At 39.8% G+C, this 24,426-nt stretch carries 20 protein-coding genes; 12 read left to right on the forward strand and 8 right to left on the reverse strand.

Annotation, left to right across the window (positions count from 1 at the left end):
* Positions 1 to 101 precede the first annotated feature (101 nt).
* Both V7L01_RS16610 and V7L01_RS16615 read left to right on the forward strand, forming a co-directional pair.
* Positions 102 to 5,552, forward strand: coding sequence for an ATP-binding sensor histidine kinase (locus V7L01_RS16610; protein ID WP_335036524.1), 5,451 nt, complete (start codon positions 102 to 104; stop codon positions 5,550 to 5,552).
* Positions 5,553 to 5,996: 444 nt separating this feature from the next.
* Complete coding sequence (locus V7L01_RS16615) at positions 5,997 to 6,656, forward strand: nuclear transport factor 2 family protein (RefSeq protein WP_335036526.1); 660 nt, start codon at positions 5,997 to 5,999, stop codon at positions 6,654 to 6,656.
* A 197-nt stretch (positions 6,657 to 6,853) separates the two neighbouring features.
* Here V7L01_RS16615 and V7L01_RS16620 read toward each other — a convergent pair whose 3' ends face one another.
* Together V7L01_RS16620 and V7L01_RS16625 are read right to left on the reverse strand one after the other, a co-directional pair.
* Complete coding sequence (locus tag V7L01_RS16620) at positions 6,854 to 7,294, reverse strand: (2Fe-2S) ferredoxin domain-containing protein (RefSeq protein WP_335036529.1); 441 nt, start codon at positions 7,292 to 7,294, stop codon at positions 6,854 to 6,856.
* Positions 7,295 to 7,473: 179 nt separating this feature from the next.
* On the reverse strand, positions 7,474 to 8,154 hold the full coding sequence (locus V7L01_RS16625) for a GntR family transcriptional regulator (RefSeq protein ID WP_335036531.1): 681 nt from the start codon (positions 8,152 to 8,154) through the stop codon (positions 7,474 to 7,476).
* Between the two features lie 89 nt (positions 8,155 to 8,243).
* Here V7L01_RS16625 and V7L01_RS16630 point away from each other — a divergent pair, with 89 nt between their 5' ends.
* From V7L01_RS16630 to V7L01_RS16640, 3 genes are all read left to right on the forward strand, one after another.
* Positions 8,244 to 9,866, forward strand: coding sequence for a 2-isopropylmalate synthase (locus tag V7L01_RS16630; protein WP_335036533.1), 1,623 nt, complete (start codon positions 8,244 to 8,246; stop codon positions 9,864 to 9,866).
* A gap of 372 nt (positions 9,867 to 10,238) precedes the next feature.
* A complete protein-coding gene (locus V7L01_RS16635) occupies positions 10,239 to 11,084 on the forward strand; it encodes a class I SAM-dependent methyltransferase (protein ID WP_335036535.1) in 846 nt (281 codons plus the stop codon).
* Positions 11,085 to 11,372: 288 nt separating this feature from the next.
* Positions 11,373 to 11,801 (forward strand): KTSC domain-containing protein, encoded by a 429-nt coding sequence (locus V7L01_RS16640; protein ID WP_335036537.1) that lies wholly within the window; start codon positions 11,373 to 11,375, stop codon positions 11,799 to 11,801.
* On the opposite strand, the gene V7L01_RS16645 is transcribed toward V7L01_RS16640, so the two are convergent.
* On the reverse strand, positions 11,791 to 14,235 hold the full coding sequence (locus V7L01_RS16645) for a hybrid sensor histidine kinase/response regulator (protein WP_335036539.1): 2,445 nt from the start codon (positions 14,233 to 14,235) through the stop codon (positions 11,791 to 11,793). The genes V7L01_RS16640 and V7L01_RS16645 overlap by 11 nt on opposite strands.
* A gap of 495 nt (positions 14,236 to 14,730) precedes the next feature.
* On the opposite strand from V7L01_RS16645, the gene V7L01_RS16650 reads away from it, so the two are divergent.
* The 3 genes from V7L01_RS16650 (at position 14,731) to V7L01_RS16660 (ending at position 16,163) form a co-directional block, all read left to right on the forward strand.
* Positions 14,731 to 15,216, forward strand: coding sequence for a molybdenum cofactor biosynthesis protein MoaE (locus tag V7L01_RS16650; RefSeq protein WP_335036541.1), 486 nt, complete (start codon positions 14,731 to 14,733; stop codon positions 15,214 to 15,216).
* A gap of 232 nt (positions 15,217 to 15,448) precedes the next feature.
* Complete coding sequence (locus V7L01_RS16655) at positions 15,449 to 15,646, forward strand: hypothetical protein (RefSeq protein WP_335036543.1); 198 nt, start codon at positions 15,449 to 15,451, stop codon at positions 15,644 to 15,646.
* A gap of 121 nt (positions 15,647 to 15,767) precedes the next feature.
* On the forward strand, positions 15,768 to 16,163 hold the full coding sequence (locus V7L01_RS16660) for a hypothetical protein (protein ID WP_335036545.1): 396 nt from the start codon (positions 15,768 to 15,770) through the stop codon (positions 16,161 to 16,163).
* 120 nt (positions 16,164 to 16,283) lie between these two features.
* Here V7L01_RS16660 and V7L01_RS16665 read toward each other — a convergent pair whose 3' ends face one another.
* Positions 16,284 to 16,964, reverse strand: coding sequence for an AbiU2 domain-containing protein (locus tag V7L01_RS16665; protein ID WP_335036546.1), 681 nt, complete (start codon positions 16,962 to 16,964; stop codon positions 16,284 to 16,286).
* Between the two features lie 88 nt (positions 16,965 to 17,052).
* On the opposite strand from V7L01_RS16665, the gene V7L01_RS16670 reads away from it, so the two are divergent.
* From V7L01_RS16670 to V7L01_RS16680, 3 genes are read left to right on the forward strand one after another with little or no spacing between them, the layout of a single operon-like run.
* Positions 17,053 to 17,811 carry an ATP-binding cassette domain-containing protein gene (locus tag V7L01_RS16670; protein WP_335036548.1) on the forward strand — a complete coding sequence of 253 codons (759 nt, stop codon included), beginning with the start codon at positions 17,053 to 17,055 and terminating at the stop codon, positions 17,809 to 17,811.
* Positions 17,808 to 18,440: an ABC transporter permease gene (locus tag V7L01_RS16675; RefSeq protein ID WP_335036550.1), complete on the forward strand. Its 633-nt coding sequence runs from the start codon at positions 17,808 to 17,810 to the stop codon at positions 18,438 to 18,440. Before V7L01_RS16670 ends, V7L01_RS16675 begins: the two co-directional genes overlap by 4 nt.
* Complete coding sequence (locus V7L01_RS16680) at positions 18,440 to 19,375, forward strand: glycine betaine ABC transporter substrate-binding protein (protein ID WP_335036552.1); 936 nt, start codon at positions 18,440 to 18,442, stop codon at positions 19,373 to 19,375. Before V7L01_RS16675 ends, V7L01_RS16680 begins: the two co-directional genes overlap by 1 nt.
* Before the next feature lie 25 nt (positions 19,376 to 19,400).
* Here the strand turns inward: V7L01_RS16680 and V7L01_RS16685 are convergent, their stop codons facing one another.
* Positions 19,401 to 20,030, reverse strand: coding sequence for a Uma2 family endonuclease (locus V7L01_RS16685; RefSeq protein WP_335036554.1), 630 nt, complete (start codon positions 20,028 to 20,030; stop codon positions 19,401 to 19,403).
* 72 nt (positions 20,031 to 20,102) lie between these two features.
* Positions 20,103 to 20,834, reverse strand: coding sequence for a phytochelatin synthase family protein (locus V7L01_RS16690; RefSeq protein ID WP_335036556.1), 732 nt, complete (start codon positions 20,832 to 20,834; stop codon positions 20,103 to 20,105).
* A gap of 100 nt (positions 20,835 to 20,934) precedes the next feature.
* On the opposite strand from V7L01_RS16690, the gene ggt reads away from it, so the two are divergent.
* Positions 20,935 to 22,746 (forward strand): gamma-glutamyltransferase, encoded by a 1,812-nt coding sequence (gene ggt / locus V7L01_RS16695; RefSeq protein WP_335036557.1) that lies wholly within the window; start codon positions 20,935 to 20,937, stop codon positions 22,744 to 22,746.
* A 55-nt stretch (positions 22,747 to 22,801) separates the two neighbouring features.
* On the opposite strand, the gene V7L01_RS16700 is transcribed toward ggt, so the two are convergent.
* Together V7L01_RS16700 and V7L01_RS16705 are read right to left on the reverse strand one after the other, a co-directional pair.
* The gene (locus tag V7L01_RS16700; RefSeq protein WP_335036559.1) at positions 22,802 to 23,065 is read right to left on the reverse strand and encodes a hypothetical protein; all 264 of its coding nucleotides are present in this window, start codon (positions 23,063 to 23,065) and stop codon (positions 22,802 to 22,804) included.
* A gap of 759 nt (positions 23,066 to 23,824) precedes the next feature.
* Complete coding sequence (locus V7L01_RS16705) at positions 23,825 to 24,424, reverse strand: DUF1802 family protein (RefSeq protein WP_335036561.1); 600 nt, start codon at positions 24,422 to 24,424, stop codon at positions 23,825 to 23,827.
* Between the last annotated feature and the right edge of the window lie 2 nt (positions 24,425 to 24,426).

The following is a 24,426-nucleotide window of genomic DNA, read 5'->3' on the forward strand; positions in this document are numbered from 1 at the left end:
CAATGTTAATAATTTTCTACCACTGGGAATAATTAAACTAGAACCCCTTTCACGACAAGACAAGGGGTGATACTAATTTTGTAACTTTATAGTCAAAATCAATGCCAAATCTTACTGGATACCAAATCAACTCGACTCTCTACGAAGGAATCCAAACAATTATTTATCAAACACAAACGCCAAAGACGCAACAGCGAGTTATCCTCAAGATACTTAAAAATGAATATCCGACTCTTGAAGCCTTTACTCGTCTTAAAAATGAGTATCAAATTCAGCAAGATTTAGACCATCCCAATATAGTTAAAGCCATCAGTCTAGAAACCTTTGACAATCGGATGGGACTGTTCTTAGAAGACTTTGGCGGTCAATCTTTAGCTCAACTGCTACAAATAGAAAAACTTGACTTAATTAATCATTTAAAAATTGCGATTCAACTGACTAAAGCTTTAGATTATTTGCATAAAAACCACATTATTCATAAAGATATCAAACCCAGTAACATCATCATTAACTCCCAGGTAGGTATTGTTAAACTCACTGACTTTGGTATAGCCTCCCGCCTAAATAAGGAAAATCCCCAATTTAATAATCCTAATTGCGTTGAAGGCACACTTGCTTATATGTCTCCCGAACAAACTGGGAGAATGAATCGCATTCTCGATTATCGCACTGACTTTTATTCTCTTGGTGTGACTTTATATGAAATGCTCACCGAGCAAACACCATTTTTTAGCCAAGATCCCCTAGAAATAGTTTATAGGCACATTGCCGTTCAACCGATAAACCCGCAGTTATTAAATTCACAAATTCCTACCGCAGTCTCTGAAATTGTCATGAAGCTGATGGCAAAAAATGCGGAAGATAGATATCAAAGTGCTACAGGATTATTAGCTGATTTAGAATTGTGTCTCAACCAATTAGAAACTAAAGGTACAATTATTAATTTTGTTCCAGGTCGTTTAGATGTTTTAAGCCAGTTATTAATCCCCCAAACATTATATGGTCGTGAAGAACAAGTTAATGAACTATTAGCTGCATTTGAGCGTGTTACATCTGGAACTAGTGAAATGATGCTAGTTTCTGGTTATTCTGGGATTGGCAAATCAGTTCTAGTCAACGAAGTTAATAAACCCATTACTCGCAGACAAGGTTACTTTATTTCTGGTAAATTTGACCAGTTAAAGCGAAACATACCTTATGCTTCCTTAATTCAAGCTTTTGCTTATTTAATGCAGTATTTGCTAACAGAGAATAATGAAAAAATACACCTGTGGCGCAATAAAATTTTATCAGCTTTAGGAACAAATGGAAAAGTTATTACTGATGTAATTCCAGAAGTAGAATTAATCATTGGTACACAGCCAGAAGTTGCCCAAATTGGGCCAACAGAATCACAAAACCGCTTCAATCATGTTTTTAAAGAATTTATCCAAGTTTTTACTAAAAAAGAACACCCTTTAGTCATCTTTTTAGATGATTTGCAATGGGCCGATTCAGCCACATTAAATTTAATCCAACTGCTCATTAGTGACACTGACAGCAAATATTTGTTATTTATTGGGGCATATAGAGATAATGAAGTCAGCCCGGCACATCCTTTAATCCAAAAAATAGAAGAAATTAAGAAGAATGGCACGGTTGTGAATAATCTTATCTTGCAACCTTTAAATTTAGAGAATGTGACGAAACTAGTTGCAGAGACTCTACAACAAACAGAGTTTAAGCAAGATGAAGAAGCCAGATTATTTAATAAAAAAATTATTCAATTAGCTGAACTAGTTTGTAACAAAACAGGTGGAAATCCATTTTTTATAACACAACTAATTCAGGCACTTCACCAAGAAAAATTATTAAAATTTGATTTTATTAACGGTAAATGGCAATGGAGCATTGAAGAAATTCAAGCAATTGGAATTACAGAGAAGAATGTAGTTGAGTTAGTTGCCAGCCGAGTTGAAAAACTACCAAAGTTTACCCAAGATGTTTTAAAATTAGCAGCTTGTGTAGGTGACAGATTTAGCCTGGATGTTTTATCAATAGTTAATGAAAAATCACCTTCTTTGACAGCAAATGATTTACACTCGGCTTTGCAAGCGGGATTAATTCTACCTTTAAGTGAAGCTTATCGGATTCCTTTAGTTTTTAATCAAGAAGAAGCGGTTAATTTAAACTTCGACACTTCACGAGTGGGTTACAAGTTCTTGCATGACAGAGTACAGCAAGCTGCATATTCGTTGATTCCTGAAGAACTAAAGAAATCTACTCATTTGAAGATTGGGCAATTGCTTCTGCAAAATATACCCAAGGAGGAAATAGAAGCCAATATTTTTGATGTTGTCAATCAGTTGAATGTAGGTATTGTTAACCTCATAGAGCAATCTGAAAAAACTGAATTGGCACGATTAAATTTAATTGCAGGACGAAAAGCTAAAGCTTCTACAGCTTATGAAGCTGCTCTTAAGTACTTCACAAATGGGATAGAACTTTTAAATATAGATGCTTGGCAAACTGAATATAGTTTAACGATAGGTTTATATGAAGGAGCCGCAGAGGTAGCCTATTTGGGCGGTAATTTTGAGCAGATGCAACAATGGGCTGAGGTGGTGCAGCAAGAAGCCAAAGTCCTTCTAGATAAAGTGAAAGTCTATGAAGTACAGATTATCGCTTCTATAATTCAAAGCAAGCAACTACAAGCTATCAAAATAGCAGTATCAACTCTGCAATTGTTAGGAATAAGTTTTCCAGACGAACCGACATCAACTGATATTCAGCAGGGGATGGATGAAATCGCTGTTTATTTGAAAGGGAAAGCGATGTCTAACGACAAGCCCCTGCGGATCTACGCAGATTTAATTAACTTACCATTAATGACCGATCCTAACAAGATTGCAGCCATGAGAATCTTAATGGGAGTTCTTCCTGCGGCTTTTCAAACTGCTCCTGCAATGATGCCAATCATTGTCTGTAAAATGGTCAATTTGTCCTTAATGTATGGGAATACAGCTACATCTGCTTATGGTTATAGTCTTTATGGATTACTTCTTTGCGCGGGCCAAGGAGAAATTGATTCTGGCTATGAATTTGGTAAATTGGCTTTAAGTCTGGTGTCACAATTTGATTCTCAAGAACTTAAAGCTAAGATTCTGACAGTTGTTAGCGCTCATGTTATGCATTGGAAAGAGCATGTTAGAGAGACATTAACATCAGCAATGGCAGGGTATTCTAGTGGTTTGGAAACTGGAGATTTAGAATATGCTGGCTATTGCGGTTACATTTATCCCTATCATTCATTTTGGCTGGGTAAGGAACTTTGGGTTCTAGAAAAAGAACTGGTAGCTTACTGTGAATCCCTGAAAAAAATCAAGCAACAAGTAGCTTTAACTTGGAACTCAGTTTATTTACAAACAGTTTTGAACTTGAAAGGTAGTTTTGAAAAGGTAGACTGTTTAATTGGAGAAGCCTACGACGAGGAAAGTATGCTGCCAATTCATCAGGAAGTAAACGATCTTTACACAATTAACCATCTATTTGTTAATAAGCTAATGCTCTCTTACTTATTTGGGGAGTATTTTAAAGCTCTAGAAAATGCTGCGATCGCAGAAAAATCTTTAGGTGGTGTTACAGGGTTGTTTGTGGTTCCAATGTTCTATTTTTATGATTCTTTAGCCCACTTGGCAATCTATAATACTGCTAAAGAGTCTGATAAGCAAGCTATTTTGGAAAAAGTCCAAGCTAATCAGGAAAAAATGGAACTCTGGGCTACTCATGCTCCAACTAATCACTTACATAAATTTTATCTAGTGGAGGCAGAACGGTATCAGGTTTTGGGTCAAAAGCTTGAGGCAATGGATTACTATGAGAATTCTATAGCAAAATCTCAAGAAAACGGTTTTCTCCAAGAAGAAGCTTTAGCCTATGAGTTAGCTGGAAAATTTTATCAATCTCTAGGTAAAGAGTTAATTCATCAAACTTATATAACTAAAGCCTATTATGCCTATATTCGTTGGGGTGCGATCGCTAAAGTTAAACATTTAGAATCACAGTATGTTTTTTTAATAGGACAAACTACTACTATAGAAACTACTACTTCAAAAATAGATACAATTCACTTTACCACTACCACGACTACTAATAGCAGTTTGAGCGATTTTTTAGACTTTAATGCATTCATCAAGTTTTCCCAAGCGATTACCAATGAAATTGTTTTAGAAAGTTTGTTGAGCAAGTTAATCAAAATTTTACTAGAAAATGCTGCTGCACAAAAAGCAATACTACTCCTACTTAAAGATAATCAGCTATATATCGAAGCTTCTGGAAATGTTGCTGACGATGTAGTGACAGTTTTACGCTCTATCCCTGTTGAAACCTATCAGGATTTACCGCTCTCTGTGATTAATTACGTTTTTCGCACTCAGCAATATCTTGTATTAAATGATGCGATAATTACAGAACCTTTTAACTTTGATATTTATATTCAAGAATCTCAAACAAAATCAATTTTTTGCTTGCCCATTATTTACCAATCACAGCTTACGGGCATTATTTATTTAGAAAATAAGTTATCTTCAGGAGCTTTTGTACCAGAAAGAGTAGAGGTATTAAAAGTGTTAGTTTCTCAAATGGCTATTGCTATAGAAAATGCCCGCTTGTACACAAGAGAGCAAGACAAGTCTAGAGAATTAGAACAATCAATCAAAGATTTACAAGAGGCACAACTACAACTTATTCAAAGCGAAAAAATGTCTTCTCTGGGAAATTTAGTTGCAGGCGTAGCACACGAAATAAACAATCCAGTAGGTTTTATTACAGGTAGTATAGTCCAAGCCAAAGATAGCGTAACTGAGCTAATAAGCTATCTGCAACTGTACCGAGAAAAATTCCCTAATCCTGGCGCTGAAATTGAAGAAAAAGCCGAAGAAATAGATATAGATTTCCTGGTAGAGGATTTACCCAAAATGATTGATGGTATGACAGTAGGGACACAGCGTATTCGTAACATTAGTACTTCACTCCGTACTTTTTCACGCGCTGATACTACCTCTAAAGTATTAGCTAATATCCATGAAGGTATTGATAGTACTTTGTTAATTTTACAGCATCGTCTGAAAGCCGATCATAATCGTCCAGCCATTCAAATCGTTAAGCAGTATGGAAATATTCCATTAGCGAAATGCTACTTAGGACAATTGAATCAGGTGTTTATGAATATTATTGCAAATGCAATTGATGCTTTAGAAGAAGCAAATATTGGTCGTAGTTTCATGGAAGTTCAAGAAAATTACCCTAATATTATTACTATCTTAACTAAGACAAAGGAAGAGAATAGTCTGATAATTAAGATTCAAGATAATGCTAAAGGAATGCCAGAAGAAGTTAAAAATTGCATTTTTGAAAATCTATTTACTACTAAATGCGTAGGGAAAGGAACGGGATTAGGATTATCTATTAGTCGGCAAATTATAGTAGAAAATCACGGTGGAAGTTTGATTTGTGAATCAGTGTTGGGACAAGGAACAGAATTTATAATTTCTATTCCCATATCTGGAGAATAATTTATCATATTAAAGACGCATTAGCAAAACTATGGCCGCAGCTCCCTGACTTATTTGAGAAGTTGGGGAGCTTATTGTTCGCGAATGATTGAGGATTGCTATAGTAGTTATATTTGTTTTTTATCCTGGCAAAATAAAGGTTTTTTGCTGTGGAAAAAGCTATGTAAGTGATAATTTTATTACTTAATCAAATCAATACAAACTTGGTTAAAATTAATACTCAAAAGTTTATAATGTACCTGCTATAACTGATTATATACATCAAATCTTGTACTATCTGTATCCTTTACTAGTAAATTAATTTACTAGCTGATATAAAAATAAGCTCTAGCTAAATCTGCAAGGATTTTAGCTAAATTTTTATGAGCTAAAACTTTCAGTAAAAACTTGAGTTTGCAGCAAGTAACAAGATACTAAAAACGTCAAAATTAAGGTGGTTATCTTGTGGAAAAAAGAAAAGATAATGGGCGAATAGTTTCAAAAGCTATCTCATTTTTGGTAAATCGTATAGCTTTGGTTGCGCTTGCAGTCACTCTTGTGCTGTTTATTGGAGGTAAGTTTGAACTAGCAAGTGCAACTCAACCTAACGCAGAATTAGAAATTCAAAAATTAACATCCTGTTACTCGCTCGGAACTGACGCTATTGGGAGAGGAAATCTCCTAGAGGGTAAGAATATTTATCGCGATTGTTTTACTCAAGATGCAGTCCTCACTGCCATTTTTCCTGATGGCGCAACTCAAACAAATTATGGGACAGATTCTTGGGCGGATTTTGTCTATTCAGTATTCCAAGGAAATGGTTATACAGCTACCCAACACTTGATGGGAACGATCAACATTTCAATTGAGAATAATAAAGCAACGATGACCTCTTATCTCCATGCGACTCACAAGCGTTCGGAAACTAGCATTGATGTCGCTAATGGCACTTATGAAGATCAAGTTGTCAACAAAAATGGGCGCTGGAAAATTCGTACTCGTACCCTTAAACTTATCGATTTCTTGAACCTCAGTTCCCCGACTACTGCTTCTTCAAGCACTAATGCCCGAAGCGCTAATTCTTCAAGTACCTTGGTAATACCAAAGATACCTCGGTTAAAGTAGTAATAGTTCAGAGATGAGGTCTGGATAAGTATTCTTCTTTTACCTTATAGTTTGGGAAAAAGTAAGGGGTGAATGAAAATATTCACTCCTTTTTCCTTTGCAGCTTAACCGAACTATAATGCAATACAAAATGCAGTTGGGTATTCAATAATTTAGTGAGGAAAATCATAGTCTAAGCTTTGGTGCAAGCTACAAAATCAGCCTTTATTCTGTTTGATGCGTGAGTAGAGAAGTTCGCGTAGGCGTAGCCCGTCGTAGACATCGCTCCGAGGATTTACAATTAAGCATGGACTATTACCGCCACTTCCATTACTTACAATAACAACAGTAATGCCGGATTTTGGACAAACTCCTAAACAACTGGTGCTAACAACCCGAAATTCTCCCCATAATCCCTCAAATTTTAAACGAGATTTTAACCAACTCTCTAAGTCTTCGGAAGCTGTTGGGCCTGATTGCTCGTTTGTACATTGCGAACACACAAGCACCAAACCAGACTCCCATCGGGGAGGAACACTAGGAATAGAAGTTTCTAAAGGACGAGAATTTATTAAGGGCGATGGTTGCTCAGAAGTGGATGCAAACCTCTTAAAGATACGTTGCAACAATCTCTTAATACGCCGGATCAGTTTTTTCATGGACGATCCTATTTATTTCTCTGAACAACTTAAAAAGACCTCTCCCTGGTTTTACTACGTAAAACCGTCCCTCTCCGAGGCGGAGAGGGATAGAGTTGAATTTAGAGAGGTTTGTTGAACAGGATAGTGGAAATTTTCCGTTTAGTCTGTTCTGCTAGATCGTTTAGTTCTAGCAAGAATCAGCGTTTTTGAGCAATTTGCTGCAAGTATGCAATTAGCTGTTCTCCTGCGGTGTCAATGTGTCGTTTCAGCAACCTGACAGCAGCTTTTGCATCCTGCTTTTGACAAGCATCTAAGAGTTGATAGTGTTCTTTTTGCGATCGCTCCTGGTAATCCATCTGCGCTAATTGTACGCGAACATAGCGATCGCAATTAACGTGTAAAGTTTTAATCATTGTCAGCAACCGAGGACGTTCAGCAGTGGCGTACAGTGTCGCATGAAATTCCCAGTTGAGTTTTGCCAACACACCTGCATCAGTTGCACTATCTGTCGCTTCCAAAATCACAGCAGCTTTTTCTATATCTGTTTCCCTGAACTTGGGTATTGCCAACTGTATCGCTTTCACTTCCAAGGCGCTGCGAATTTCACAAATTTCTTGCGCCTCTTGTGCTGTTAACACCGATACGATCGCACCACGATTTAAATGTAGTGTCACCAATCCTTCTGCTTCTAGCTGCTTGAGCGCTTCCCGCACGGGAATACGACTAACTCCAAACTGAGTGGCGATTTCATCCTGTCTCAGGGATTGTCCTTCCTGAAAAATGCCGCCCAGAATCGCTTCCCGCAAAGCATCGGCAATTAAATCTGGGGTACTGCGTTGTTGTTGCAGCACATTTGCTGCTAGGTCATTTAAGTTCATATTGGATATTGTATACAAAATATAAAAGATTGTATACAATATCCAAAGTAAGATTTTGAAACATCCCTTCAATACCACGGGAGACAATTATGAGCATCGCATCTCAACCAGACCGAGTTATCATCTTCGACACCACGCTACGGGATGGCGAACAGTCACCGGGCGCAACCCTCAATGTAGAAGAAAAACTGGCGATCGCTCATCAACTAGCTCTCCTTGGTGTCGATGTGATTGAAGCAGGTTTTGCTGTTGCGAGTCCGGGAGATTTTCAAGCTGTTAAAACCATTGCTGAACAAGTCGGAATAGCTGGCGGGCCAATCATTTGCAGTTTAGCTAGAGCCATTCGCCAAGATATTCACGCCGCCGCCGAAGCTTTGAAGAGCGCGGCTCGTCCGAGAATCCACACGATGATTTCTACTTCTGATATTCACCTGAAATATCAGTTGAAAAAGTCTCGCAGCGAAGTATTAGCGATCGCAGCAGAAATGGTTGCTTATGCCAAGTCGTTTGTAGACGATGTAGAATTTTCACCAATGGATGCTAGCCGCACTGAGCCAGAGTTTCTTTATCAAGTTTTAGAAAGAGCGATCGCAGCAGGTGCAACTACAATCAACATTCCCGATACCGTTGGTTACTGCACACCCAAAGAAATCGGAACTCTGATTCAGGGAATTCGAGAACATGTTTCCAATATTGATGGGGTGATTCTTTCTATTCACACCCAAAATGATTTGGGTTTGGCGACAGCTAACGCTTTGGCAGCAATTGAATATGGTGTGCGTCAGGTGGAGTGTACCATTAATGGCATTGGCGAACGAGCGGGTAATGCAGCTTTAGAAGAAATTGTCATGGCTTTGCAGGTTCGCAAACCATTTTTCAACCCTTACTTTGGTCGTCCGGTTGATGCCGATACACCCTTGACTAATATTAAGACTCAGGAAATTTATAAAACCTCATCCTTGGTTTCCCAATTAACCGGAATGCTGATTCAGCCCAATAAAGCGATCGTGGGAGCAAACGCTTTCGCCCATGAGTCTGGTATTCATCAAGATGGAATCATCAAGCACCGCGAAACTTATGAAATTATGGAAGCTGCTGCGATCGGTTTGCCAGAAAATCGCATTGTTTTGGGCAAGCACTCTGGACGAAATGCTTTCCGTACCAGGCTCAAGGAATTGGGGTTTGAATTGAACGAGGCGGACTTGAACAAAGCCTTCAATCGATTCAAAGATGTTGCCGATAAGAAAAAAGAAATCTCAGATTGGGATTTAGAAGCGATCGTTCGAGATGAAACGCAGATTCAAGTAGAAAGTGGCTTCCAAATCGAACACGTCCAGGTAATCTGTGGTGACTGCACTTGCCCAACTGCAACCATTACAATTGTTACCCCTGAAGGCAAAATCCTCACGGATGCGAGTGTAGGCACTGGGCCAGTGGATGCGGTATATCAAGCAATCAATCAATTAGTGGAAATACCCAATCAACTAATTGAATTTTCCGTCCAATCTGTAACTGGAGGAATTGATGCACTGGGAACCGTGACAGTTCGCTTGAAGCATCAAGAGCGGATATTTTCTGGACAAGCATCTGATACTGATATCGTGGTAGCCGCAGCTTACGCTCATATCAACGCCCTGAATCGTCTTTATCGTTATTTGCAAACTGAGAAATCCGAGTTTGATGAGATAAACTCTACTGTTGTGTCTGGGTAGATCGGATGCGTTGCTAAATACAAACATGAATCATTGATGTAGAGACGTAAAATTTTACGTCTCTACAAGGGTTTTGGTTGCACAAGTAAGTACAGTTTTACATAAAATCTTAGCGCATTGGCATTGTAGAGGAATGCATTGGCATTGCAGAGGAATACATTAACATTGCAGAGCGATGCATTAGCTTTGCCCTGGGATGCATTGGCATTGCAGAGCGACGCATTAACATTGCAAAGGGATGCATTGGCATTGCAAAGGGATGCATTAACATTGCAAAGGGATGCATTGATATGTTCTTTACCTCTTGGAATACTGATCAGTGTTTTAGCATTATGTAAATGTAAGACAAAAAACACTCTTTCCAAAAGAATTATGAATGAACAATTAGAGTTGAATGAATACAAGCAACAGATTGCCGATTTATACAGTCGCAGAGGCGAAACTTATGATGAGGGCGATTGGCATCCTCGAATTGCTCATCGTCTGGTTGAACATGCACACATTAGCCAAGGACAGCATGTTTTAGACATTGCAACTGGGACAGGTATGGTAGCGATTGAAGCAGCACAGCTTGTAGGTTTTGCAGGTCGAGTTGTTGGAGTGGATATTTCAACTGGGATGCTTGAGCAGGCAAAACGCAAGATTGAGGCGTTAGGGCTGAATAATATTGAGTTTGTACTCGCGGATGCCGAGAAACTGAACTTTCCAGACAACAGTTTCGATGTTGTCTTATGTTCCTCAGCCCTGATTTGGATGGCTGACATTCCCAAGACATTACGCCTTTGGCATCAATTGCTTAAACCTGGTGGGCTAATCGGCTTTCATGCATTCGCAGACACCGCTTTTGTGGGTGGGGTAACTGTGCAAAAAGTCGCCCAAAAATATGGTGTTTCACTTGCATTAAGTAAACCAACAGGTACTATTGAAAAGTGCTATGACCTACTAAAAACAGCAGGCTTTGAGCCGATTGAAATTAAGTCTGAGCAAGATGGTAGCTATATTAGGCTAGATAGCCTAGAACAGGCAAAGGGGATGTGGTTTGGAGGTTCTCATCCAGTACCTGGGCAATTTCCAAATCCCATGAAGCAACTCTCATCTGGGCAACTGGAAGAAGTTAAGGCGGAATTTGAAGCAGAATTGGCAACATTAGTTACGGAACAAGGCATTTGGAACGATGTCACAATTTTTTATACCTTTGGTCGCAAGCCAATAGCCTAATACAGTTGAGATCGGTAAATTCTCTTTTGGTAGAAAAAACTTGACAGCAAAATACCTTTGGCAGTATATTTGTACTATAAAAATACTTGCGTGTTGCATAAAACTTTAAACACCCGACTACGCCCAATACGGTTCGGATAAGACTCGATCCCCCCAACCCGCCTTAAAAAGGCTTGCTCAAAATGGCTCTATTTCCTCCTTTTTAAGGGGGACTAAGGGGGATCTTTAAGACCTATGTATCTTAACTGAACCGTATTGCGACTACACCAACAAGAGAGTACAAAATAAATGAAGCTATCTAAGGTAGACTTGAGCAGTTTAGTAGCGATCGCTCACTCTGATGGATATTTGCAGTTGTTACTCGATCGAGGCGACGAACTAGAGTTTTTGGAAATTCCCGCGCCGATACAAGCTTATGAAGGATTGCAAGAACTAAACGAGGCGATTGCCGAAACGACTGCACTACCTTTTGAAGAAGAACCAATTGTCATGCTACCAGTTGTCTCATCAATGGCTATGGCTGTAGGCTACGATCGCAACGAACACATTTTGCAAGTTGAGTTTCAAAGTGGAGCCGTTTATCAGTACTTAGGCGTAGACGAGGATACTTGGGAAGATTTACATGCCTCTGACTCAGTTGGCAGCTTTTTCAATCAAGAGATTAAAGGTAGATATGACTGCGATCGTCTAGATAATGCAGATTATATTATTGACTAATAACTGTATGTAGAGTTTTCAATAATTCTTGCGTTGTGTAGGGTTTGGGTAAAAAAGCTGTATGTTCATCTATTTTGTCAATTGGTACTTGTTCGCTTGTCACAAGTCCACTGACAACAATAATCGGCAATAACGGATTAATATTTTGCAATGTGCGAATGGTAGTTGCTCCATCCATATTGGACATGATCATATCGATAATTGCGGCACTAATTTTCTCTTTATGCTGGGCATAAATTGCTAATGCTTCCATGCCATCACTAGCAGTAATTGCTGTGTAATTATAGTTTTCTAGGGATGTTTTAGTAATTTCCTGAATGGCAGCTTCATCATCTACAACCAAAATACATTCTCCCGATCCAGTCGGTATTTCTATATCTTCTAACAACTGGATTGGAACTTGATTAACTGCTGGTAAGTACACCTTAAATTTTGTCCCCTTGCCTATACGACTTGACACGGTGATAAAACCACCGTGTTCTTTAATAATTCCCATTACTGTTGATAGCCCAAGTCCTGTACCTTTACCCAACTCTTTTGTTGTAAAAAATGGTTCAAATATTTTATCTAATATTTCACTGTTGATTCCAAGCCCCGTATCAACAACGGTTAGGACAATATAAGCCCCAACTTCAGCTTCTATATGCATACTGGCAAAAGTTTCATCAATCCAAATATTCTCGGCAGATATTGTTAAAGTTCCGCCTGTAGGCATAGCATCCCGCGCATTGAGACATAAATTAATCAGTACCTGATGCAGTTGGGTACTATCAGCACAAATAGGTAACAATTTCTCCTGAATTTCTGTGTCTAGTGCGATTGATTTGGGAAATGTTTGTGAGATAATTTGCTGCATTTCTAAAATCAAGTCTTTAAATTGAAGCACCGTGTATTGACGCGTAGTGCCTTGTCCTTCGACATTACCTTCAATTCCCCTTGCAAAGGATAGCACTTGCTTTACCAAATCAGCACCACGTTTAGCATTGCTTTCTATTATTGACAATATCTGGTTAATCTGTTGATCCCAGCTTTTTGCTTTGAGCAGATGCACTGACATCAAAATTGGTGACAACACATTATTTAAATCGTGAGCAATACCACTAGCCAGAGTGCCTATACTTTCCATGCGTTGAGCGCGTAAAAATTGTTTTTCTAGTTGTTTTTTCTGGGTAATATCAGTATCAACGACCAGGATTGATTTGGCTTGAGAATGTTCATCATTTATCAGCGTCCAGCGACTTTCAACGATGAGTTTTTTGCCAGATTTGCTGGTTTTATGTAACTCACCTTGCCAAGATCCATCCTTTAAGACAGTCTGATAAATTTCTAGGTTTTGTGACAAAGATCCAGTGGACAAAAGTTCATCTAACTGCTTGCCTATAACTTCTTCTGACTTCCAGCCGTAAAGTTTCTCAGCATTTTTGTTCCATAATAAAATTTTGTTGGACAAATCTTGCACGACAATTGAATCAGTGACAATATCCAGCAATGCTGCTTGTTCGCGGTTTTTTTGTTCTACTTGCTTGCGTTCGGTAATGTCGTCAGCCACATAGGCAAATTGGGGACGGCTACCAGAATTTACCGCAATTGCTGAGACTGTCGCTGATACCCATATTTTACCTTGGGGAGTATCCTCGGAATATTCAAACTTGACGGGTGATTGAGTGCGTTCCGCTTGACGGTAGTGATGAATCCACTGCGACACATACTTGTCTGTTGCACCAATTTCTCGCGCTAGGCGATTTTGCATTGCTTCTGGCGTGAGTCCAAAGAATTTCGCTGTGGCAGGGTTATCCGAAATATGCAAGATGTCATTATCTACCAACTCGGTAATTCCCATCATCATCGGTGAAGTGTTAAAGAAGGTGCCTAAAGTGGATTCACTTTGGTGCAATGCTTCTTGTGCCTCTTTATACTCTTGTTTAATACTTGCCAGTTCAGCTAAGTTCCGCCGGATTTCTAGTTGTCCAACTATCAAGCGGCTAAGAGCTTGCAGTGCTTCTACATGTTTGGGACTGATTTGGCGTGGTACGCGATCGCCTATACACAGAGTCCCGATCGCTTCTCCTCCTGGTGCTAACAAAGGTACGCCTGCATAAAATCTCACGCCAAGTCCCGCAGAAGTGACTATGGGGTTTGTAGCAAATTGTTTATCAGTTAAGGTGTCGGGAATAATTAAAGCTTCGCCACTTTTTATACAAATCAATCCGAACCCAGTATCTCGTGGCATTTCCTGTACATCTAACCCCACTTTGGCTTTGAACCACTGACGGTTAGCGTCAATTAAATTAATCAAGGCGATCGGTGTGTCACAAATCTGTGCGGCTAAGAACGCTAGATCGTCGAATGCTTCTTCTGGTGGAGTGTCGAGAATCTGGTACTGATGCAGAGCCTCAAGCCTCGCGGCTTCATTGTTACACACTAAAGATTTCATTAAATTGTTCCTAACTATTGCTGAATGACAACTTGCCCTCGTGTTACTAAAAAACGTGGATTTATAGCGCTTTCTCTAGGGGAGCCAGTGCAGTGAGGCTGTGCGGTGTTTTCTCATGTGCTAAAGTGTCTCACGCCGCAGCGAGACGCTTTAGCGCATAACGCAGCCTTTCTCTACGAAAGGCTGCGCCAACCAGTCCATAAGCGTTTGGGGAAACCCCATGAGTAAGTGGTCAATTTAAGCGTCACTGTACTTGATAGCTCAATGAAGTCACAATTCAGATTATTTGAATAACCGAGCAAGCATATAGCTTGACGATCTTAATTATACTAATATGCCTTAACAAAAATAATCTAGAATTTTGGTAGTTTTAAGTAAATTTTAGAATATTTATACCCTAAAGATTAGGAAGAGCAACTAAATATATACCAGATATATACCAGCAGCGTTTTGTTCAGAGACAATAGAAAAAGCTTATATAATATCAACGCAGTTATGACGACTACACTTGCCTCTGCTGTTAAACCAAGAGCCGAAGATAGTTTTGCCATTAGCTTTGCACCATTGTCTCTTGAAGAAATCTATGCCAAGTCTGACGATCCAGCCAACGGGGCTGTGGTTGTGATGAGTGGCGTGGTTCGCAATCAAACTGATGGTAAACCTGTAATTGCTCTAGAGTATCAAGCTTACGAACCTATGGCATTGCGGATATTTTATCAAATTGCTGCTGATATTCGCTTATCTATGTCTGATGTGAATCGGGTAGTGATTCATCATCGCACCGGACGTTTACAAGTTGGAGAAATTAGCGTTTTAGTAGCAGTGGGTTGTCCTCATCGTAGTGAGGCGTTTGAAGCTTGTCAGTATGCTATTGATACCCTCAAACACCAAGCACCCATTTGGAAAAAAGAACATTGGGAAGATGGTTCTAGCCGCTGGGTAAGTATTGCTGCTTGTGAAACATCTGGAGAAAATTGTTAAAATTCCCGAAGCTATTGTCTTCAAACAAGTGCAATTTCTTGAACATCCAGCAATTAGCGAACTATGAAGTGTGTGACGTTAGTTGCTGGATGACACTTCTTCGATCTACGTTTATGGGTAGAGTAGCATCTGAAGTAATTTGAGCGATCGCACAATTCCCCAGTAATATCATCTCCGGCTAAATACTTGTCATTACGAACGCAGCGATCTAGCAACAAATCGTTTTGCGTCTATGCACTCCGCTACAAACGGGAGCGGTCTTCGTCGTGATGGGAGCAATCTTCCTCGTGACGGGAGCAATCTTTCTCGTGACGGGAGCAATCTTCCTCGTGATAGGAGCAGTCTCCCTCGTGATGGGAGCAGTCTCCCTCGTGACGGGAGCGATCTAACGCCTGCCTTCTGCCTCCTGCCTTTTTACATTAGTGATTAAATACCGAAAAATTACTAGTATCACCTGAAAATTTTATTAGAAAAAATGCGAGTTATGCTGAACCGGAATGCGGTTTTATTAAGGCAAGCTAGTTATACAAGCATTTTAAACAAATAAATTTATGTCTCGTCAAAAACGTACATCCCGCGTTTTAGAAAAAGCTCAGTTAAGATCCGCTGGACTGAAATCGATCGTTCCAAACATCAAATATGATGAGAATTATAGTCTGGAAAAACTGATTGAGTCAATTGAGCAGTTACGTAATAAACTTGATGTTTATAATACCGCTCTGTCTGTGGTTGACTCTTCTAAAACTGAAATAGAAGAGATGGAAAAAAACTTGAGTCAGCTTTCTGAGAAGATGCTGATGGTAGTTGCTATCAAGTACGGCAAAGACAGTCGTGAATATGAGATGGCAGGTGGTGTTCGTACTAGCGATCGCGCCCGCAAGATCAGGTCGAGCCGCTTAAAAAATGTTGCAGAGCAAGCACCAGATGAAAATGCTAAAACTGCATAGTAGGGTGTGTTATGCCAAAGGTTAACGCACCGTTTTTATGATCTATTGCGGTGTGTTATGGCATGAGCCGAACGCGCCCTATATATAGGCTGGCATATATCCTAATTTTATAAAACACTACTAATTGATAATACCAGCCTTCTTTAAAAGCCTCACTAGCGAACGACTTGTTTCTGATGCATTGTAAGATAAAACATACTCCCCATTGTTTTCATAAAGCTCACCGAGGTAATGATTACTGATAACTCCAACTATCTTCTTCGCACGTGCCAATAAGTCGTCTAGGTGTGGCCACATTATTGATGATATTTTTGTTTCATCGATCAACTCATGATGAGCAACTCGTTTATCTCTTACATCTCTGATATCTTTTATTTCATCTTCTGACGGTAGTTTTGTGCTAAGTGCTTCAGCAACAATATTTGTAAGTTCTGAGTCAGATAGAGATATCAAACATTTTCTATCAAACCCCCAATTATTTAGTTGATATTCTAACTGCTCTCTATATTCTATTTTAAATTCATTACGGTTACTTTTTAGTATTTTTATAGCAGCAGGAAGGCTTCTCAATGGATATTTATTCTTAGGTATTTCATAAACTTTATTTATAGCAAGAATAGTATTCTTTACTAAGACAATTTGAAGCACTCCAAATAAACTGTCAAAATTATCCTTAATTAATGCGTCTTTATGATTACCAATAACTTGGTATAATTTAATTGCTTCTTCTGCATCCAAAATGTCTATTGTTACACCTTGCTTAACTATATCTTTAAGCTGATCTTTTGGTGCATGAAGCATAATTTTTTAAAAAATAATTTATTTAAATAAAGCATACTCATAAAATTAGCACATAATACATATAACTAGCTTTTACTGCCAGCCATTCATGCCGCAAAACAACCAAACCGCCGTCGAATTCCGTGATGTCACCTTTAGCCGCAATCATCGCCCATTAGTGTCAAATCTCAATTTCACCATCCGCCAAGGAGAAGCACTAGTATTACTTGGGCGCAGTGGTAGCGGCAAAACTACAACAATGAAGTTAATTAATCGCCTATTTACACCTACACAAGGCGAAGTTTTATTTGATGGTATTCCCACAACTCAATGGGATGAAATTAAACTGCGGCGAAAAATTGGTTACGTAATTCAAGAAATTGGTTTATTTCCCCACTTCACTGTGGAACGCAATGTGGGTTTAGTCCCTGCTTTGGAAGGTTGGCAACCAAAACAAATAAAAACGCGGGTTTATGAATTGTTGCAATTGGTGGGCTTAGAACCGGCACAATTCGCTGGGCGTTACCCGCACGAACTTTCGGGAGGGCAAAGGCAAAGAGTCGGTGTAGCCAGGGCTTTAGCAGCAGATCCGCCAGTGTTATTGATGGATGAACCCTTTGGCGCACTCGATCCAATTACGCGCCTAGAACTTCAACAAGAGTTTCGGCATTTGCAACAAGAATTAGGCAAAACAGTTGTTTTTGTCACCCACGATATTCAAGAAGCGTTTATTTTGGCATCGAGAATTGGTTTAATGTCTGGCGGAGAATTGGTAGTATTGGGGACGACAGATGAATTTATGCGATCGCAACACCCAGAAAGCCTAGCCTTTCTTGAATGTCTGCGTTCTCTCCAAGACACTTTATGAAAAATTTCTTCCTCGTGAAGTATGCCCCAGAAATTCTCCAGCATACTCTAGAACACCTATTTTTGGTAGGTATTGCTATCGTAATTGCCATACTTATCGGCATTCCATTAGGTATTTTGATTACACGTAAAACCTATCTCCGCCAACCAATTCTCGGCATAGCAAATATTCTGCAAACTATTCCTAGTTTGGCACTGTTTGGCTTACTTATTCCGGTTCCCATAATTGGCGGAATTGGTGCAGTACCAGCAATTGTTGCCCTGATTGTATATTCTCTGCTGCCGATAATTCGTAACACCTACATAGGTATTACTAGCGTCGATCCAGCTATTCGAGAAGCTGGGAGAGGAATGGGGATGACAGATAAACAATTGTTATTACAAGTTGAGATTCCCTTGGCAATGGGAGTAATTTTAGCAGGAGTGCGAGTAGCAACGGTAATTGCCATAGGTATTGCAACCATTGCAGCCGCAATTGGTGCTGGTGGTTTGGGAGTGTTTATTTTTCGCGGGATATCAGTTGTGAACGATCAGTTAATTTTAGCTGGTGCAGTTCCAGCGGCAGTAATTGCATTACTGGCTGACTTTGCAATTGGCTGGTTGGAGAATAAATTAAAAATTAAAAGTTAATGAAAAGATTTTTCACACTTTGCTTTTTAAGTTTTGCCTTATTATTGGTAATCGCTGGCTGCACGCCGAATTTAAATAGTAGTAGTAGCGGTGGTAATATAATTGTTGCTTCCAAAGATTTTACTGAACAAGATATTTTAGGTGAACTTTTAGCACAGCAAATTGAGGCGACGACTAATTTAAAAGTAGATCGCCGTTTCCGTTTGGGTGGTTCTTTCATCTGTCATAGTGCTATTACTTCTGGAAAAATTGATGCATATATTGAGTATACAGGCACAGCTTTTACTGGGATTTTGAAGCAGAAAGCAGTTAACGATCCCAAAGAAGTTTATCAGAGAATAAAACAAATTTATGCCCAGCAATTCAATTTGGAAGTAATGCCAAGCTTGGGTTTTGAAAACACTTTTGCGATGATTATCCGGGGTGAAGATGCCAAGCGCAACAATATTCAAACTCTCTCCCAAGCTTCTCAATATACACCGAAGTGGCGTGGCGGTTTCGGCTATGAATTTTTAGAAAGGGAAGATGGTTTTCCGGGATTAGCTAAAACCTACGATTTAGTTTTTGCCAAACCTCCCCAAATTATGGACTTGGGTTTAGTATATCGTGCTCTGATTCAAAAACAGGTAGATATGGTTGCGGGTAGTTCTACAGATGGGCAGATTTCCCGATTGGATGTAGTGGTACTAAAGGATGATAAAAAATATTTTCCTCCTTACGAAGCTACACCAATTGTCCGTCAAGAAATTTTAAAAAAATATCCCGAATTAAGAAATGCGATCGCTTCACTTGCCGGAAAGATTTCAGCAGATGAAATGCGACAGTTAAACTATTTAGTTGAGGGTGAATTACGTAATATTAAAGATGTTGTCCAAGAGTTTCGCAAATTGAAAGGATTAGGTTCATCTCAAGGAGAAGTAAGTAGGCGCAAATAATTAGAAGATGGGATGAGAACACACCCTACTGTTGTCCATGTAAATAGTTCCTTAACCACCTAATGACTTCACTTGTTGTTTGCTCGTTTGCCATTTGGAGACATTGCTGTACAATTTCTCTGACGTTAGGAAAGTAGCTACTTTCTGTAAGCACATAACTTTCTCGCTGCAATCGATAAATTAATAGCCGATTACTCTTTAATATCCAAACTTCTGGTACTCGATAAGGCAAGAAATCATTAATGTCAGTGTAGCTTGTCACATCTATTTCAATTGCTAAATCTGGTGGTGGATCTGACTCCCAATTAATTCTTTTTTTGCCTACTACTGCTCTACAATTTTCAATGTAAAAGCAAAAGTCTGGTTCAATACCACTAATTTCTGGCAAGCTCATGGTGATGGGCGTAAATGACTCGTATATGCGGTTTAAGTGGTCAAGTAGAGCTATTACTATCAATGCCAATAAACTCGCATCTCTTCCATGCTCTGGTAGCGGTGCCATCAGCAAAATTTCTCCTCTTCGATATTTAATGCGAGGCGAGGAGCGATCGCCTAGTTGCTGACTCAATACTTGATAGTCTTTCCAGCCTCCCAAAAGCTTCAACACCGCGCCAGGTGGTAACTCAATTCTTTCTGGTGTAATTACGGTATCCATAATTAGCTCGCATTATTTACATGGAAGATGGGCGATCGCAGGATTTATCAACTCAATGAACAGACTGTTATATCAAGGGCTTTTGCTGACAAATACAAAGCCACGGCTCTTATTTACTGAGGCATCAGTTGTGAGCATTGCTTTCCATAAATCTGCTGTTTTTACCCAAACTGGTGGATATTTGTAACGAGAAACATCAAGAATTAAAAACCTATCTGTTTGCTCATTATATGCTGCTAAAGGAGAAATATGCCCACCTGTTTCTTGACCTATTTCTTTGCGTAAATAGTTTACTAAAACAAAGTTTTGCGGTTGTTTTAAATTTTCTGCGGCTTGTTGGCGGAACTGCTCTAAACTAGTGTCGGCAGCGTGGTAAACATTAACTTTAACGCCATAGCTGGCTAGTAATTGCCCTAACTGGTCTAAAGTCATACCTTGGCGAGACACAACTTCAGGACTTAGCACTTTTTTTGTATTATCATTACTAAAAAAGTTTTCTTGAGTAAATATTCGATATGGCTTGTACTGCGGTACTTCTGGTGCGGGAATTTGTAGACTATTCAGTACCATAACCATAGTAGCAACACCACAATATGCCTGATTATTTTGAGTGGTGAATTGTATACTCAAGGGAAAGAAGTCTTCATTTGATTTACTCTGAAGTAATAATTTTTCCCCTTCAGGCGTATTAAAACCTACTAAGTTAGGGGAAAGCGGTAATGTTTGAGAAAGAACGCTGCCGCTAGAGATACATAATCCAATGCTTAGAGCTTTGAAAAATGTTTTACTTATTTTTCGCAACATAGCATTTATAAGTACTGTAAGATTTTCAAATCAGATCGTATCAATAATCTCACGCCAAAATGCTAAACAAGTATAAAATTTTAGGAGAAATGGTATAAAAATGCTTACTGTTACTAAACCCAAGCGAGTTGCCATCGCAATCTTTTCTTTCAGTGTCTTGCTTTACAGCCAAGTTGCCTCAGCTGCCTTAACTTTACCCCTACGCAGCAAAAAGGGAATGGTGGTTTCGGCCAATCCTTTAGCAAGTGAAGCGGGAATTTTGATGTTACGCAAAGGTGGTAATGCAGTGGATGCAGCCGTAGCTACAACCTTTGCAATCTCAGTGGTTGAACCTTTCTCAGCCGGAATCGGCGGCGGCGGATTTTTGCTGATGCATTCTGAGAAAACTGGGGAGATGAAAGCGCTAGATTTCCGCGAACGCGCACCCCTGAAAGCTACAAGAAATATGTATCTAGATGCCAAAGGAAAGGTGCGTCCCAATGCAAGTATTAATGGTTATTTGGCAGTAGGCACACCAGGAACGGTAGCGGGACTTTATGAACTGCATCGTCGCTATGGTAAGCTTTCTTGGCAAGAGGTAATGAAACCTGCGATCGCACTCGCTAAAGATGGCTTTGTCCTCAGTCCTCAAATTACTTGGCGTTCCCTCCCAGAATACGAAAACCGCAAGCAAGTAATTCTCAACAATCCAGCCGCGCGAGAAATTTTTACTCGCAATGGTGAGTTTTATCAACCAGGTGAAAAACTCGTGCAGCGTGATTTGGCAGGTACTTTAACAGAAATTGCCCAAAATCCCCAAAGTTTTTACACCGGAAGTATTGCTCGGGCGATCGCTTCTGATATGGTAAAAAATGGTGGTTTAATTACTCTAGAAGACCTCAAAGCCTACAAAGCAATCTGGCGGACTCCTGTTTGTAGCAATTTTCGTAAAGCTAAAATTTGCTCAATGCCACCACCTTCATCAGGAGGCGTTCATCTATTGCAGATTTTAAATATTATTGGCGATACTGATTTGAAAACTTTGGGATGGCATCATCCCGATGCTATACATTTAATGGTCGAAGCAATGAAGATTGCTTACGCCGATCGCTCAGAATATTTAGGCGATCCTGATTTTGTCAAAGTCCCTGTACAAGAACTGCTTAGTCCAGGTTACGCCAAAAAACGCCGTCAAGAAATTAATATGCAAGTGGCTCGACCCTCAACCGAGGTCAAGCCAGTAGATAAAGAGACACTACAACGTTTTAGTCAAGCTAATAATCAGAAATCGGGAAATAATATCATTCCATCATCGCTTCAGTCTCTACAAACAAAGACAAGCCGCCATGAATCTACTGAAACCAGTCATCTTACGGTTGTGGATGAAGAACGCAACGCCGTAAGTCTGACTTTCACGATTAACCTTGGTTTTGGTGCTGGTGTCGTAACACCTGGGACTGGAATTGTCCTCAACAATGAGATGGATGACTTTGCTTCTGCGCCGGGAGTGCCTAATGCCTTTGGTTTGGTTGGTAACGATGCCAATGCGATCGCACCTCGTAAGACTCCCTTATCCAGTATGACTCCCACAATTGTCACAGAAAATGGTCATTTCCGCATGGCAGTAGGTGCGCCGGGTGGTAGCACCATTATCACCCAGGTTTTGCAAGTAATCCTGAATGTGCTGGAATACAACATGGATGTTGGTGCGGCTGTTTCTGTTCCACGCATACATCATCAATGGCTTCCAGATCAGTTGCGCGTCGAATCCTGGGGCTTGGATGCTCTCACTGTGCAAGACTTACGCCGTCGCGGACACAAAATAAAGGAAACTACTCCTTGGGGTAATGGTAATGCGATCGCTGTAACATCTGATGGAACTTTAGAAGGGGCGGCCGATCCTCGCGGTGAAGGTTCTCCCAGAGGATTGTGAGCGAGTCAGGGACTGGGGAGACGCAAAAACGCAAAGAATAACTAATGACCGATGACTATTGATTTTGGATTGTTGACTCTGCGTAGCTGCTACCGCCAAACTCGTTTGCCCGTGCGCTAGGTACTAGTGTCCAACCTGCTTTGAGAAGTTTTTGATAAGTTGCCCAGCCTTTAGAACCGCCTGGTATTTGATAATCTGGGACTGTAAAACCTCTAAAAGCTGTGTAAGGACGCCAACCTTGATTGGGTTCTGTCTGCAAATACAAAATTTTCTCTCCGTCACCACCAGACTTAGGTAACCAGCACATTTGTCGATGCATTGCAAACTCCTTTGCTTTTAGCTAATAATGCATAGTAACAGACTTTTGTCAAGCCATTTCTCACCCTTCTGGGGTACTTTTTCGCCTAATACTTTAGGCAAAGTTTAATTAAGTTCTATCCATTAAGGGATAATTACTTAACAAGTCCTACCCTGAGAAAGCTGCTAGTAGGATACAAAGATAAACAGCTTTCTCTCGCCTTCTAGGGGAGATTTTTCTAATGTTATCCGCGCTTTTGATGAATGTGTGTAACAATAGCTACTATTTTGACTGGGTTTCGCAATCAAACTATTTGTTTTTCTGCTTACATATATAAGCGTAGATTTTGGAAATTACTTATAAAGTTGCGTTGATTAAACTTCAAAAAAGCCCAAAAAAACTTTCAATTAATTAATGCATTGATTGATAACCCCGTTCAATGGCTAGATGAAGAAACTTTAGCAGAGATGAAATAATTGCAGGGAGACAACACCAATCAATATGACGAAATTATTGAGTAGCGATTTAGAGAATAATTGAATTGAGCAGGTTTGATTCCCAAACCCGTTTCTATATTGCTAGAAGTTGCGTTCGTTTTTGTGTCAGTACTATTACACAGACGTTTTCTAAATTATGGGATTGGTGAAATATAATACTTTAGCCTGATTCAATACTTGCATTTTTGATTGAGTTGCAGTTGCGTCTAGCGCAACCGCCACATGCTCGGGCGCGATCGCATTCAATGGTAAATCGGTCTTTGATAACCTGCAACCTGGGTTATTAGAAAGATGGAGCGTACAACTTATCGCCGACAATCTGGCGAATTGTCTCTACAAGTTGGGTGTATGCAAAGTTAGATAAAACTGGTTTTGCTGCTTGCAACTGAATTTCTCGATCTAAATCAATCCATGACTTGCAGCCACCGTATTTGGCATAATAAGGAATTTCTAGCTCTTGGGAAAGTTTGTAAGTTCGTAGGAGCAGAATATATAGGGGTTGACGTGGTTTCCATTTGAGGCGATCGCTAATAAAATGCTCGTTCCAAATATGGAAAGGGAGCAACGAGTTGACAATAGACTCGTCACTAACTGGCAAAATATCGGTAATTTCAGCCCAACTGCCAATGCGAACTGTCTCTGGATGCCACCCTGATGTTACTGGATAAACACGATTGGCATACTCTGCTTTCAGCATGAAAGCTTGTTGATGTTCATAAGTAGGGTAAAGCAAAATTTGCTTGTGGGCAACTTGGAAATGTCCATTTCGTTCATGGATACCGCCTTTACGGAGCAACATAATTGTTTCACCGTCTTCCAAGGCATTTATAGCGACTGCCCATTCTTTGAGAGCATGAAAAGTTGTAGTCAATTCCATCAGCATCT

This window comes from Nostoc sp. (assembly GCF_036917095.1).
GTDB lineage: Bacteria > Cyanobacteriota > Cyanobacteriia > Cyanobacteriales > Nostocaceae > Nostoc.